Source organism: Kaistella sp. (assembly GCF_041824135.1).
GTDB lineage: Bacteria > Bacteroidota > Bacteroidia > Flavobacteriales > Weeksellaceae > Kaistella.
Map to the genome: position 1 here is coordinate 70,435 of NZ_JBGZYM010000084.1, position 12,544 is coordinate 82,978.

Sequence of the window (12,544 nt, forward strand, 5' to 3'; positions counted from 1 at the left end):
TTCTATTTAATTTTTTTAGAAATAATCGGTTTATTGCTCAGAAATAATGTGATTAAAAATCCTATGCTCAATAAAACAATTCCAGTTCCATAAGTGGTTGGTCCGATTAACTCAGGACGTTCTGCGTAAAAATCACGAATAAAGGCAGCGATCGGTGGCCCGACAATTCCACCAATTGACCAGGCGGTTAAAATAACGCCATACATCACCGCCATTAATTTTTCATGGAAAACATCGAGGATATAAGATGGCATTGCGCCAAATCCTCCACCATAGCAAAGCAGAATATAGCAAACCAATGCTCCGAAAAGATAGGTATTAGTGGTAAACATTAATAAAATAAATACAATTATTTGCGAACCCAGAATCAAACGAAAAACCTGAATTCTTCCTAATCGATCAGAAAGTCCGCCCCAAAGAAATCTGCCAAGTCCATTAAATAAAGAACTGATCGCGATTAATGTTCCCCCAGCGATTGCTAGATTTTCTGTGCTTATTGTCGGGTCTTTCTGAACCAATAGATCCTGAATCATGGGCGATTGCATACTGATAAACATAATTCCGGCTGATATATTTAAGAAAAAGACGAGCCACATTCCAATAAATTGAGTAGAAATCAAACTCTGTTTCAAGGTTAATTCATTTTTAGCATCGTGATTAAAATTACTGTTTTCAGGAGCGATAAATGCTTTCGGGACAAATCCATTTGGCGGATTCTTCATTGACAATGCTGCTGGAATCCCAATCGCAAAAAGAACAACGGAAATATATAAGAAAACGAAAACCATATTTCCTTCTGCCAATTTTATAAAAATGGGCGCAACAACTTTTGACATTATTAAAGCTCCAAGTCCGAATCCCATGACGACCATTCCAGTGATCAAGCCTTTCTTATCCGGAAACCATTTGGAGACCGTTGCGACTGGAGTTACATACCCCAAGCCCAATCCAATTCCTCCAACTACGCCAAATCCAAAATAGAAAAGAGGTAAACTGCCAATTGACATCGCATAGGCACTTATTAAATATCCAAAACTGTAAAGTATTGCGCCGGTCGTTGCGAGTTTTCGAGGACCGAATTTTGGCAGAATCATTCCTCCGACTGCGGCGGATAAGCCAAGGAAAAGAATGGCGATGCTGAAAATCCACATCGTCTGAACGTTGGTCCAACCGTATTCGAGCATGATTGGTTTTTGAAAAAAACTCCAGGCGTAAACCGTTCCCAGTACAACCTGAAGAAGTGTTCCCATGATGGCGATAAACCAACGGTTTGAGTTTTTATTCCGCATCAAAAAAGCTTTTATTCCGGCATTTAATTCAAGTTTAAATTTACCTTTAATTCATGCAAAACCATTTTTATTTAATATGATTTTAGGCATGTTAACGTGCGTTTTAAACTGCGGTATTTTTTGAAATACACCGAAAATATTGCGAACGGGTTCGTTAGGATTCGTAAATACTTTTTTCGTTCTTTGCAAGTAGAAATTTGAAGATTTAAAATCAGCAGAATTTCATTTAAAAAATCACCTCAATTATGTCAACAGAAAAAAATATACAAGAAAAAGTAAGACTTCATATTCGTAATAAAAATCGGGAACGTTATGATTTAGAAGCGCTCAAGGTCGCTGTTCCTGAATTAGCAGATCATATTACGATTAATAAATATGATGCTGAATCTGTTGACTTTGCAAATCCTGTTGCGGTGAAATTACTTAACAAAGCTTTACTAAATCATTATTACGGTATTAAAAACTGGGAGTTTCCAGCTGAGAATTTAGTTCCGCCAATTCCTGGTAGAGCTGATTATCTGCATTACATGGCAGATCTGTTAGGTCAAAGTAATTTTGGTGATCTGCCAGAAGGTGATACCATTAAGGTTTTAGATATTGGCGTAGGAGCGAGCTGTATTTATCCGATCATTGGTGCTACAGAATACGGCTGGAATTTTATTGGATCAGATATCGATACGCAATCGATTGAGTCTTCCACAAATATTATTAATTCAAATCCATCTTTGGAAGGTAAAGTAGAGTGCAGATTACAGGAAGATCCGAAAGCTTTTTTTACTGGAATATTAAGCAATGACGAGAAAATTGATTTCTCCATGTGTAATCCTCCTTTTCATTCTTCCACGGAAGAAGCTCAGAAAGTAAGTCACCGAAAAGTGAAAAATCTTTCAGGTAAAAAGTCAGCGAAAGTAGAACTTAATTTCGCTGGAATCAGCAATGAGCTTATTTGCGAAGGTGGCGAAGCTAAGTTTATTCACAATATGATTACGGAAAGTCAGGATTTCGCGAAAAATTGTTTTTGGTTTACCACGCTCGTTTCGAAGCAATCGACTTTGAAAGGGATTTATAAATCTCTGAACGAAATGGAAGTTGCTCAGGTTAAAACCATTCCGATCGGAACTGGTAACAAATCGAGCCGAATCATCGCCTGGTCATTTTTATCTAAAGAAGAGCAAAAAGAATGGCGTGAAACAAGATGGAGAATCGCGGAAGAAAAGTCCGAAATTTAAGTTTACAATAGAATTTTACTATGAGAATTTTTTTAATTTTACTCCTCTCAATTCTTTTTAATCAGTTTTTCTTTTCACAAAATGCGGATGAACTCAATATTAAATCCAGAGATTTAATTCAAAAAGGAAAGTATGAAGAAGCCTTCCCTATTTTAAAACAAGCAGCTACTATGGGCAGCGGTGAAGCGCAATATAATTTAGGTTATGCTTTACAGCATGGAGTTGGAACGGAGAAGAATATACCGGAAGCAATTCAATGGTACAGAAAATCTTCTGATAGCAATTTTAATGATGGTCATTATGCGATGATGATGGTTTATGGTAATGGCGATGGAATTGAACAAGATTCTGAAAAGGCATTTAACTATGCTTTGAAATGCTCTGAGAATTATGATTCGACCTGTATGTTGAATGTGGTGTTTTGTTATTTAACAGGAAGTGGTGTTGAAAAGAATATTGAAGAATTTAAAATATGGACTGTAAAGTTAGCAAAGCTTCAAAATTCTGATAATTTAATTCAAAGTGCAAATATTACTTCTGCTAGATTACAACTTGCGCAATTTTACAGAGAAGGGCTCCATTTCGAAAAGGACCTTTATCAAAGTTATTTATGGTATTTAATTTACAATGAATTTAAAAAAGATTTTAGTCTTTTACAGCAAGATCAAATTATTAGTGAGATAAAAGATCTAGAGAAAAATCTTTCAAACGAGCAAATCAAAAATTCTAAAAATGACGCTGCTAATTTATTGGGTCGAAGCTTAAATAACAGTGGTGAGTTGTACAAAAATTCTCTGTAGAAATTCATTTTAAATTTAATCGGAAGTCTTTCAGGAAATATTGATCACATCGTGTTGACTGAAAGTTTTGCAAACCAATTCAATTATGAAATAACAGAATGGAACGTTGATAAAAAATTATCTGATCATAAAGGCGTTTGTTTAAATTTAAAAATAATTTGATAAATGAATCTTCCACCGTATCAAAATTTTCCAGAGTTAATTTCTGACACTTTAATTTTAAGACAGATTGTAAAGGACGATATCGAGAGTCTTGTCGAAATATCCTTCTACAATGCGCTTCCAGCTTTGACCGTTGAAGATGCAGCGGAAATGCAGGAGCGAACTAATCTGGATTATCAAAACGGCTCCTCGATTCATTGGGGCATTGCAGATAAAAAATCGAATAAGATCATAGGAACGGTTGGTTATTATCGTGGATTTGAAAATAGAACCGGAGAACTTGGATGTGTTCTAAAACCTGAATTTCAAAGAAAAGGGTTGATGACCGAAGCCATGAAATTGGCTATCGAATTTGGAATTAACGAAATGAAGCTTAGGAAAATCGGTGCGATAACCTCCAGAGAAAACAAACCTGCAATTCAGCTTTTGGAACGATTGAGTTTTGTCAAAGCAAAAGATCTCGACGATGATGAGGTTGAATATTTTTTTGTAAAATAACTGATCACCGTAATTGGTGAAATCTCTTTCAATAAATTCCCTGCAGCTTTTACAAAGAATATATTTGCAAAATGATTGTAATAATTGGCGCAGGTTTATCGGGCTTGCTAACTGCTTTCCGTCTGAAGAAAGAAGGAATTCCCTTTAAAATAGTAGAAGCACGAAACAGAATTGGTGGCAGAATTAATACTGTTTTGGGAACAGACGAAACTCCTGTGGAAATGGGCGCCACTTGGTTGCAAAATCATCATCAGAATTTAATAACGCTTTTACATGAGTTAGGTTTACATGCTTTTGAACAATTCATGGATGAAACTGTTTTGTTTCAACAGCAGACAAATTCGCCTGTTCAAATGATGACCATAGGCAAACAATCGCCAAGTTATCGAATCGCAGGAGGAACTTTAAATCTGATCAATACTTTGTATCAGACTTTAGATTCGGAGGATATTGTATTGAACCAAAGGGTGACCAAGATTATTTTTCACGAAAACTCAGTTCAGGTGATTGCCGATGAAACATTTGAAGCCAGTCATGTCGTTTTAGCCATTCCGCCCAAACTGTGGGCCAAGAGAATTTTGTTTGAACCCAATTTACCAGATGATTTAATCACTATTGCAGAACAAACCCAAACTTGGATGGAAGATTCTATTAAAGTTGCTTTAACGTTTAATCAACCTTTCTGGCAGGAAGAAAGTTTGCCCGCAACATTCTTCAGCAACGCTGGTCCCATAACTGAATTTTATGATCATTCTGACGTTGAAAGAACAAAGTTTGCGCTTTGCGGATTCATGAATTCGTCCTTTAAAAATTTATCTTTTGACGAAAGGAAAGGTCTTGCTCTAAGCCAACTTAAAAGTGCTTTCGGTAAAAGAGTGGAATCATTCCTAGATTACGAAGAATGTGTCTGGAGCCAGGAACAATATACTTTTGAAGCAGATCAAAATTCTCTTATTCCCCATCAAAATAATGGTAACCCGGTTTTTAGGAAAACTTATTTTAATAATCGATTATTGATCTCTGGTTCTGAATCTGCAGGAAAATCTCCCGGATATATGGAAGGTGCAGTTGATGCTGGAAATAAGACGGCTGAGAAACTGATCTCGATTCTGAAATAAGGTCTAAGACTGAATTCCAAATCTTTTTGTAGATTTAAATTTTTATAATGAAGATTTTAATATGAGTGAAAATTTACATTTGGTTTTAATAATTTTAGCATTTCTAATCTTAATGAGTTGGACATTTTATTCAATGTTCAAAACAAAAAGAAAAATTAAAAGCAGCAGATTTAGCGAAAAGAAACAAGGAGTTCAGGAATTAAAAAATTTAGGAAATGAGAATGCTTTTCAGGTTGTTGCGGAGGTGATTCTCAAATTTCTCAGCAAACTATTCTAACGATACTAATTTTAAATAAGAATCTAACTTGCACAAAAGAGAAAAAATATATTATGTGAGCGGAATGATCAGTTTGATTTTCATTCCACTTCTGTTTTGGTATTTTGGGAATAGTTATCTTAAAACTCTCGACGTTCGAGCTATCGACATTGGTCTTCCTGCAAAGGCGAGAGAAGGCAAACCAGCTCCAATTTATGCCACCGTTCCCAAAGAGGGAATGACCTATAAACTAATTTCTGTACCATCTAACTTCAAGGGAGAACAGGAACAGCATTTTGAAAATTTAATTCTTGAAATGGCGTCGAAAAATGTTCCTAAATCAGGAATTCAGTTTCAGTTTTCAGACGCCAATACCTATGGTGATTTGGTGAGAATTCTGAATTTAACCCTCAAAACAAAACAAGAAGTTTATGGTGTGGATTTGGATTCTTCAAACAGTTTGTACATCTTAAACCAGACATTTGAGCCTAATTATTACAATGTGGAACGGTGTGGAACGGGAGATCAAGTATTTATTTATAAACAAGATGACCGGAAATTGGCGCAAATTAAGTGGGAGAAATTATTGGATAGTTTCACTGTAGAATCCTCCTATTTAATTTTCGGATATTTACTCCTCGTAATCGTTTCGACCCTCAAGATAATTACAGGTTTAAAATAAAAATGGCCTCCCGATGTGGGAAACCATTTTATTTATATTGATGAGGTTGATTAAGAAGTAAATCCTTCCATCACTCTCAGTGAAGCTAAGGCTTTGTCAACAGAAAGTTTCTGTTTAACAACGGTATCTCTAACGTCTTGTGGTAAAACTTCATCGGCTAAAACTTCGCCGTATTCTTCGGAGAAAGCTTCTTCTCCACGGATACATTCGTCATAAATTGATTGATCTCCCGAAGCAAATGCATCTCTGATTGAGATCCAAGTTCGGTGCAAATCACCTACAACACTTGTTCCTTTGTCTGGTTCGCCACCATATTTAGAGATTAGACCTTTAATTTCATGTCCAAAATCATATCTATTTTTAGCTTGATTTTCAAAATAACCTCGTAATGAAGTGTGTTCGATTTTTTCAGCTGCTTCTTTATATCCTTTTTCTGCGTCGTAATTTTTTGTTAGTAAATCGTTTAAAATGCTAACTACTTTGTCATTTTCCATTTTTTAAATTTTTAATGTTATTGAATGATTTAATACAGAAAACATTCCATTAATTGGAAAATAGTAAGATTTAACACAGTTTAACAACTGTTATGAATTTGCTTTGATTTATATTTTTCAACATTTTCGGCTTTAGATATCTAAATTTGATACGGAGCAATCAATAAATTCAGTACTTTAGTTTTTGAAAGGAATACAATAGATTTATAAAGACAACGTAAAGCGAATTTAATGGAAACAGCACAACAGAAATTTCTCTACTTCGTTTACTGGACTGCGATTTTCGTAGTGTCGGGATCAATGTTGGTTTACGGAATAGCCAAACCGATTCAGTTTCAAAATTTCTCGGCGACCGCCAATTCTAATCTTTCAGAAGGTCACCAAATCATGTGGACTTTTTATAGTTATACCAAAGCATATCCAATTATTATTGGAGCTTTTGAAGTCATTGGCGCTGTTGCTATTCTTTTTAACCGAACGCGTGTTTTTGGATGTATTTTGCTGACCGTTATTTTGAGCAACATTATTATTCAAGATTATCTGTATGATGTTTTTGCTTTAATGACCGCGGTGTTTTATCAAGTTTTGGTGCTTTTAATTCTGCTTTTCGATTTTAAAAAAGTGAAAAATGTGTTTACAGAATTATTTAAACCACAGGCAAAGAATCGTCATTTCGTTTTACTTTTTGTCGCCTTAGTTGTTGCTTTAGTAGTCAAATTTTTTGAAAGCAGAATTTTCAGTTTCTTTTAATAAATCCAGAATTCATGAAGTTCTACCAATTTTTATTTCTACTCTATATTTTTTCGCTATTCAGTTGCAAAGGTTCCAGCGATGAATTGAGTGGACCTGAAAGATCATCTGATTTAAATAATACGTCAGCTGCAATTTCTCCTTACTTACCAACCGCTCAATTCATAGAATCCAAAGCTGAAGAGGCGTTAGCATTTTGTAAATCAAACAATATGAATCAGGATTTTTGTCTTCTGATCGACTTCGGAATTCATTCTGGTAAGAAACGATTCTTCGTTTGGGATTTTAATAAGAAAGAAATCATTCATCAGTTTTTGGTTGGACATGGTTGCGGTGATAACACTTGGAGTGGTGATGAAACTAAAGACAATCCAACTTTTAGCAATACCGAAGACAGCCACCGATCTTCATTGGGGAAATATAAAATCGGGGAACGTGGCTACAGCAATTGGGGCGTTCATACCAAATATTTAATGCATGGTTTAGAACCTTCCAATAATAACGCTCTGAAACGTATCATTGTTTTTCATTCCTGGGAAGCAGTTTCTGATGAGGAAGTTTATCCAAACGGAACGCCGGAAGGTTGGGGTTGTCCGACCATTTCGAATGCCAGTTTCACAACCATTGATCCTTTATTGAAAGCTGCTACAAAACCTGTTCTAATGTGGATTTATAATGGTAAAGATTAATACTGAGAAATATCTAATAAAAAATTAATGAAAAGAACTTTATTGTTTTTAACCGTATTTTTTTCGATAGCAGTTTTCGGCTGCAAATGTAACGAACCAAAGATAAGATCATCTTTTGAATCGGCAGATTTTGTTTATTCTATTGAATTTAAATCACCAGATAAAATCATCAATGAATTGAAGCTGGAGAAAAAACAGGTTTAACAGAAAACGAACAGTTCAAAATCTATTTAATTATTTTGGGTGTTTTGCTCATCGTTAGTTTAGTTATCTTAGTGTTGAAAAGAAAAAAGAATTAATAAAGAAATAATGAAGAACCTATTGATATTCACTTTTACAATCGTATTAGTAACCTCGTCTTTTGCACAAACCGATCAAAATGGGAATCCCGTTTTTAATTCTGTGTCGACTAACGAAAAATCATTTGATGGAGTAACGCTCATTTCTAATTATTATACGCTTAAACACAATATAGAAAATAAAAGATCTTCTGTTTTTATATCAGAAACTCCAACGCTTGACCAAATCGAAAATGCAGCGATGTATCTTCCTTCAGACTTTTTTATGATCACAAGACATAACAAAATGGTCGTCATGGTAATGCTTCAAAATGATCCTGAAAGACAGTTTTTGGTAATTGAAATGAAAAACAATAAGCAGTCAGATTTTCCTGTAAAATTAGAAGGCGCTATCACGGAGAATAGAGCCAAAGAAATGATTAAAGAGAAATATGATCCTACAGCGAGTATAGAAAACGGTCAATTAAAGTTTAACGGTAAGGAATTTAAAATTATTTCAACCCAAGAAATAGAAGACCGTGTTTTGGCTTTAATTAAAAAAGAAAAACTTGACAAAAAGAAACCATCTGATTTGATTTTACCGTCTAAAAATGAAATCAAAACTTTCATAATTTCCGAAACCAAAAAAGGAGGGAAGTTCGATTTCTTCACGGAAATTAAAGGAAAGGAAAATGATGGAGTTCAAATTAAACCTGGAGTTTTCACCACCAAACAAAGTGTCGCACTTTACAAATGGGGTAGAGCTTGTTTTGAAATTGGTGTCAATACAGTGGAAGATGCCTATGAGATATTTGCTGATTATATAGAGAAGTCAGTCAGCGAAAGAGATCAAGAATATATTAAAATGGGTTTCTATAAAGAATGGGAGAAATAGTTACTTAATGTCAAATGTAAATGCTTTTTTATCGGTTAATAGTAGTATTTTCGCCAAGCTCGTTAGGAGATGCAATTTACAGCCCTACATTTTACTACATTAAATTAATTAATAATCTTTTTACTTAAAAATCCAGTTTTATGAAGAAAATACTTTTACTAATTGTCCTCTTTCTTTCGTTTACCATTTCCGCTCAAATAAAATTTGAAAAAGCCTATTTTATTGATAATAATGATAACAGAATCGAGTGCTTCATTAAAAATGCCGACTGGAAAAATAATCCCGATTTTTTCAATTATAAATTATCTGAAGAATCTGAAATCAAAACTGCTTCTGTCAAAGAAGTTAAGGCGTTTGAAATTTATAATCAAAATAAATTTGTTCGAGGCAATGTAGATTTTGATAAATCAAGCATTAACATCAATAATTTAAGTGAAACCAGCGAACCAGAATTCGTGCAGCGACAATTGTTTTTAAAACAAATCGTGAATGGATCTGTCAATTTATATAAGTACGATGAGGGAAATGGAATCAAGTTTTTTTATCAAAAAGCAGATAACGAATTTGAACAATTAATATACAAACCTTACCAGCTTGAACTGTTTCAAATTGGTTACAATGATACTTACAAGCAACAGTTAATCAAATTGTTAGTCTGCAATTCAATCAGTAAAAATCAAATTGAAAATACTATTTACAAAGAGAAAAATATGATTGATCTATTTACAAAGTTTAATCAATGTATGGATCCTGATTATGAGAATGTAGCTGTAGCGAAAAAGAAGGGAGAACTTAACTTATCCGTTCGACCAAGAGCTAATTTATCTTCTCTTGATCTTTCAAATTCTACGACCAGAGACCTTTTTGAGTTCGGTGTTAAAACATCATTTGGAATTGGGTTAGAGCTTGAATATATACTTCCGTTCAACAAAAATAAATGGGCATTTATATTAGAGCCTACTTATAGAACGTACAAAGGAGAAACAGTAATTGAACCTTTCTATATGGCCGGAAATAAACTATTTGCGTTCGCAGATTATCAATCGGTTGAAGTGCCAATTGGGATTCGTCATTATATGTATCTAGATTCTAAATCAAGAATTTTTGTTAACGCTCAATATGTATTTGATTTAAATTTAGGTTCCTCGCTGGAAATAAGACGCTCTGATGGTTTCGTTAGTACAGATCTTGAGGTAGATTCATTTGCTAATTTCGCATTGGGCGCAGGTTATAGCTATAATTCTAAATATGGAGTTGAACTCAGGTATTTTACGACCCGTAATATAGTGCGAGGATATCCTAGTTTCGGTACTTCTTATAAAAATGTGTCGCTCATTTTAAGTTATACTGTTTTCTAAAACCTTTATAGGCGCACCGTAAATTTATGGAATGAAAAATTTGAAAATAAAAGCACTTTCTTTCACCTTTTTCATCTTAATATTATTTTTTTTAACGCTATTAAAATTAAGTAGTTTAGATGACCTTTACTTTTACTCTGCTGAAAAATTAGAGTTGAACAAAATGCCTTTTGTCGCCATGGTAAGTTTAATTGTAAGCTTATTGGTTATTATTTTCTTTGAAAGAAGACTGGGTTTTTGGACCGTTTTTAATTTTGCCTGGATTTTCGTGACAGTATTTATTTTCAATCTGATTTTCATTAGTTACCATGATTATAACAGAGTGGATTATCTTTTTCTGAAAAGGTGGAAAACTTTAAAATAGTAAAAAATGAAGAAGAGAAATTTAATATAAATACGCAATTCATTATCGATCAGGATACTTTACATTACAATCAAAACCGGAAAATCAAAACGATTTATGATGGTGGTTACAATCTGTATAAAAGTAGGTTTCAGAAATATTACTATTTAAAAGCGGTGCAGAAATAAAGCTGATCTTATATGTTAAAGACTGACGATACCATCGCCGTTAACGTCGCAAATTATACTTTAGAAAATATCAATACGATTATTAATAATAGTTTTTAAGGGCAACCCATTGTGAGTTGATCTAAGTTGCCTTATGCCGCGAATGGAAGTAAAACACTAATTTTGCCGCATATTTATAAAATAGTATTTAAAATAACGAAGCAGAACTATGTCGCAAGCATTCACTCAAGACCAAATTTTTGACAAACTCGATTTTACCCAAGAACCTTTAACCAAAGGCGAATATGAAAACTGTAAGTTTACCAACTGCAATTTCGAAGAAACCAATCTGAACGATATTAAATTTATGGATTGTAACTTTCAGGATTGTAACTGGAGCTTGGTTCAACTTAACGGAACAGTCTTACGGGAAGTAAAATTCAAAGATTGTAAAATGCTCGGACTTCAATTTGAAACCTGTAATGATTTCGGACTATCGTTTTCGTTTGAAAATTGCCAGTTGAATCATTCCACTTTTTTCCAAATGAATATTAAGAAAACCATCTTTCGAAACTGTCAGTTGCGGGAGATTGATTTTTCAGAATCTAACTTAAGCAATGTGATTTTTGACAACTGTGATCTTGCACAGGCTATTTTTATCAATACGGTTTTAGATAAGGCAGATTTTCGGACCGCTTACAACTATTCCATCGATCCGGAAAGCAACCGTCTTAAAAAAGCAAAGTTTTCAATATTAGGCATTTCTGGACTTTTGGATAAATATGATCTTATTATTGAAAATTAAAAAAATAATTAAAAATTAAACAGTTGTTTAATATTCTCAGTATCATTTATTTAGCTTTTTCAGACAAAAATTTGTTACGTTTTTCTTTTTTTTAGGTTGAAGTAGCACAGTAGTTGCAACACTTAGATTATAGAATGATCATTTTACTTTAAAATAAAGAATGATTCTGTAATTCAACTGTAATAATTAATCAATAAAATAAAATCATTATGAAAAAGCAAACGCTACTATTATTCGCACTACTTTCAGTATTTCTGATGTCATGTTCAACCAATATGATGGGCGACAATTCAAAATTGTATGACAACGGTTGGGAATTAGAATATATTACTGGACCAAGAATTACTTTTCAAGGATTATTTCCCGATGAAAAACCAGTCATTTCTTTTAACAAAAGTACAAACATGGTTACCGGAACAACTGGTTGCAATGGTTACAATACCCAATACAAGATGAACGGTAAAATGATTTCCTTCGAAGTTCCGGCAATGACGACCATGAGATATTGTGGTGATGGTGAAGCAGTATTTACTAAAACAATGCAACAAATTACCAATTACAGAATGACTACTGACGGGAAGTTAGAACTTTTGATGAACGACGTTGTAATGATGAGATTCAAAAAAGGAATGTAATTTTAAATTCATATCAAATATCTTTTTTCATTAGATATATAGTAAAGCAGGAATTATTTCCTGCTTTTTTTTGCTTTAAAAACAAGGTGAAATTTT

Annotated in this window: 18 protein-coding genes; 16 read left to right on the forward strand and 2 right to left on the reverse strand. The window is 33.7% G+C overall.

Going from position 1 to position 12,544, the window contains the following annotated elements; translation table 11 throughout:
* Positions 1-2 precede the first annotated feature (2 nt).
* A complete protein-coding gene (locus tag ACEYOS_RS10210; protein WP_373710034.1) occupies positions 3-1,289 on the reverse strand; it encodes an OFA family MFS transporter in 1,287 nt (428 codons plus the stop codon).
* A 245-nt stretch (positions 1,290-1,534) separates the two neighbouring features.
* Here ACEYOS_RS10210 and rlmF point away from each other — a divergent pair, with 245 nt between their 5' ends.
* The 6 genes from rlmF (at position 1,535) to ACEYOS_RS10240 (ending at position 6,034) form a co-directional block, all read left to right on the forward strand.
* A complete protein-coding gene (rlmF, locus tag ACEYOS_RS10215; protein WP_373710035.1) occupies positions 1,535-2,518 on the forward strand; it encodes a 23S rRNA (adenine(1618)-N(6))-methyltransferase RlmF in 984 nt (327 codons plus the stop codon).
* 20 nt (positions 2,519-2,538) lie between these two features.
* Positions 2,539-3,318 (forward strand): tetratricopeptide repeat protein, encoded by a 780-nt coding sequence (locus ACEYOS_RS10220; RefSeq protein WP_373710036.1) that lies wholly within the window; start codon positions 2,539-2,541, stop codon positions 3,316-3,318.
* A 165-nt stretch (positions 3,319-3,483) separates the two neighbouring features.
* A complete protein-coding gene (locus ACEYOS_RS10225; protein WP_373710037.1) occupies positions 3,484-3,978 on the forward strand; it encodes a GNAT family N-acetyltransferase in 495 nt (164 codons plus the stop codon).
* Between the two features lie 71 nt (positions 3,979-4,049).
* Positions 4,050-5,096 carry a flavin monoamine oxidase family protein gene (locus tag ACEYOS_RS10230; RefSeq protein WP_373710038.1) on the forward strand — a complete coding sequence of 349 codons (1,047 nt, stop codon included), beginning with the start codon at positions 4,050-4,052 and terminating at the stop codon, positions 5,094-5,096.
* Between the two features lie 61 nt (positions 5,097-5,157).
* A complete protein-coding gene (locus ACEYOS_RS10235; protein ID WP_373797571.1) occupies positions 5,158-5,373 on the forward strand; it encodes a hypothetical protein in 216 nt (71 codons plus the stop codon).
* A 55-nt stretch (positions 5,374-5,428) separates the two neighbouring features.
* Positions 5,429-6,034 carry a hypothetical protein gene (locus ACEYOS_RS10240; protein WP_373710040.1) on the forward strand — a complete coding sequence of 202 codons (606 nt, stop codon included), beginning with the start codon at positions 5,429-5,431 and terminating at the stop codon, positions 6,032-6,034.
* Between the two features lie 50 nt (positions 6,035-6,084).
* Here the strand turns inward: ACEYOS_RS10240 and ACEYOS_RS10245 are convergent, their stop codons facing one another.
* A complete protein-coding gene (locus ACEYOS_RS10245) occupies positions 6,085-6,528 on the reverse strand; it encodes a PA2169 family four-helix-bundle protein (RefSeq protein WP_373710041.1) in 444 nt (147 codons plus the stop codon).
* Between the two features lie 231 nt (positions 6,529-6,759).
* On the opposite strand from ACEYOS_RS10245, the gene ACEYOS_RS10250 reads away from it, so the two are divergent.
* The 10 genes from ACEYOS_RS10250 (at position 6,760) to ACEYOS_RS10295 (ending at position 12,448) form a co-directional block, all read left to right on the forward strand.
* On the forward strand, positions 6,760-7,278 hold the full coding sequence (locus ACEYOS_RS10250) for a hypothetical protein (protein ID WP_373710042.1): 519 nt from the start codon (positions 6,760-6,762) through the stop codon (positions 7,276-7,278).
* A 14-nt stretch (positions 7,279-7,292) separates the two neighbouring features.
* Positions 7,293-7,967: a murein L,D-transpeptidase catalytic domain-containing protein gene (locus ACEYOS_RS10255; RefSeq protein WP_373710043.1), complete on the forward strand. Its 675-nt coding sequence runs from the start codon at positions 7,293-7,295 to the stop codon at positions 7,965-7,967.
* Positions 7,968-7,994: 27 nt separating this feature from the next.
* Positions 7,995-8,171: a hypothetical protein gene (locus ACEYOS_RS10260; RefSeq protein WP_373710044.1), complete on the forward strand. Its 177-nt coding sequence runs from the start codon at positions 7,995-7,997 to the stop codon at positions 8,169-8,171.
* 29 nt (positions 8,172-8,200) lie between these two features.
* On the forward strand, positions 8,201-8,266 hold the full coding sequence (locus ACEYOS_RS10265) for an LPXTG cell wall anchor domain-containing protein (protein WP_373710062.1): 66 nt from the start codon (positions 8,201-8,203) through the stop codon (positions 8,264-8,266).
* A gap of 10 nt (positions 8,267-8,276) precedes the next feature.
* Positions 8,277-9,140 carry a hypothetical protein gene (locus ACEYOS_RS10270; protein ID WP_373710045.1) on the forward strand — a complete coding sequence of 288 codons (864 nt, stop codon included), beginning with the start codon at positions 8,277-8,279 and terminating at the stop codon, positions 9,138-9,140.
* 140 nt (positions 9,141-9,280) lie between these two features.
* A complete protein-coding gene (locus ACEYOS_RS10275; RefSeq protein ID WP_373710046.1) occupies positions 9,281-10,498 on the forward strand; it encodes a tRNA modification GTPase in 1,218 nt (405 codons plus the stop codon).
* A gap of 31 nt (positions 10,499-10,529) precedes the next feature.
* On the forward strand, positions 10,530-10,862 hold the full coding sequence (locus ACEYOS_RS10280; protein WP_373710047.1) for a hypothetical protein: 333 nt from the start codon (positions 10,530-10,532) through the stop codon (positions 10,860-10,862).
* Complete coding sequence (locus ACEYOS_RS10285; protein ID WP_373710048.1) at positions 10,844-11,029, forward strand: hypothetical protein; 186 nt, start codon at positions 10,844-10,846, stop codon at positions 11,027-11,029. The genes ACEYOS_RS10280 and ACEYOS_RS10285 overlap by 19 nt, the downstream gene beginning before the upstream one ends.
* Before the next feature lie 208 nt (positions 11,030-11,237).
* A complete protein-coding gene (locus ACEYOS_RS10290) occupies positions 11,238-11,813 on the forward strand; it encodes a pentapeptide repeat-containing protein (protein ID WP_373710049.1) in 576 nt (191 codons plus the stop codon).
* Between the two features lie 209 nt (positions 11,814-12,022).
* The gene (locus ACEYOS_RS10295; protein ID WP_373710050.1) at positions 12,023-12,448 is read left to right on the forward strand and encodes an META domain-containing protein; all 426 of its coding nucleotides are present in this window, start codon (positions 12,023-12,025) and stop codon (positions 12,446-12,448) included.
* The last annotated feature ends 96 nt before the right edge of the window (positions 12,449-12,544 follow it).

What these genes read in the sequence shown, in the direction of transcription:
- ACEYOS_RS10230 (WP_373710038.1), top strand. Translation starts at nt 4,050, where the DNA reads ATGATTGTAATAATTGGCGCAGGTTTATCGGGCTTGCTAACTGCTTTC.
- ACEYOS_RS10255 (WP_373710043.1), top strand. Translation starts at nt 7,293, where the DNA reads ATGAAGTTCTACCAATTTTTATTTCTACTCTATATTTTTTCGCTATTC.
- rlmF (WP_373710035.1), top strand. Translation starts at nt 1,535, where the DNA reads ATGTCAACAGAAAAAAATATACAAGAAAAAGTAAGACTTCATATTCGT.
- ACEYOS_RS10210 (WP_373710034.1), bottom strand. Translation starts at nt 1,289, where the DNA reads ATGCGGAATAAAAACTCAAACCGTTGGTTTATCGCCATCATGGGAACA.
- ACEYOS_RS10235 (WP_373797571.1), top strand. Translation starts at nt 5,158, where the DNA reads ATGAGTGAAAATTTACATTTGGTTTTAATAATTTTAGCATTTCTAATC.
- ACEYOS_RS10295 (WP_373710050.1), top strand. Translation starts at nt 12,023, where the DNA reads ATGAAAAAGCAAACGCTACTATTATTCGCACTACTTTCAGTATTTCTG.
- ACEYOS_RS10220 (WP_373710036.1), top strand. Translation starts at nt 2,539, where the DNA reads ATGAGAATTTTTTTAATTTTACTCCTCTCAATTCTTTTTAATCAGTTT.
- ACEYOS_RS10225 (WP_373710037.1), top strand. Translation starts at nt 3,484, where the DNA reads ATGAATCTTCCACCGTATCAAAATTTTCCAGAGTTAATTTCTGACACT.
- ACEYOS_RS10270 (WP_373710045.1), top strand. Translation starts at nt 8,277, where the DNA reads ATGAAGAACCTATTGATATTCACTTTTACAATCGTATTAGTAACCTCG.
- ACEYOS_RS10250 (WP_373710042.1), top strand. Translation starts at nt 6,760, where the DNA reads ATGGAAACAGCACAACAGAAATTTCTCTACTTCGTTTACTGGACTGCG.
- ACEYOS_RS10280 (WP_373710047.1), top strand. Translation starts at nt 10,530, where the DNA reads ATGAAAAATTTGAAAATAAAAGCACTTTCTTTCACCTTTTTCATCTTA.
- ACEYOS_RS10275 (WP_373710046.1), top strand. Translation starts at nt 9,281, where the DNA reads ATGAAGAAAATACTTTTACTAATTGTCCTCTTTCTTTCGTTTACCATT.
- ACEYOS_RS10260 (WP_373710044.1), top strand. Translation starts at nt 7,995, where the DNA reads ATGAAAAGAACTTTATTGTTTTTAACCGTATTTTTTTCGATAGCAGTT.
- ACEYOS_RS10290 (WP_373710049.1), top strand. Translation starts at nt 11,238, where the DNA reads ATGTCGCAAGCATTCACTCAAGACCAAATTTTTGACAAACTCGATTTT.
- ACEYOS_RS10245 (WP_373710041.1), bottom strand. Translation starts at nt 6,528, where the DNA reads ATGGAAAATGACAAAGTAGTTAGCATTTTAAACGATTTACTAACAAAA.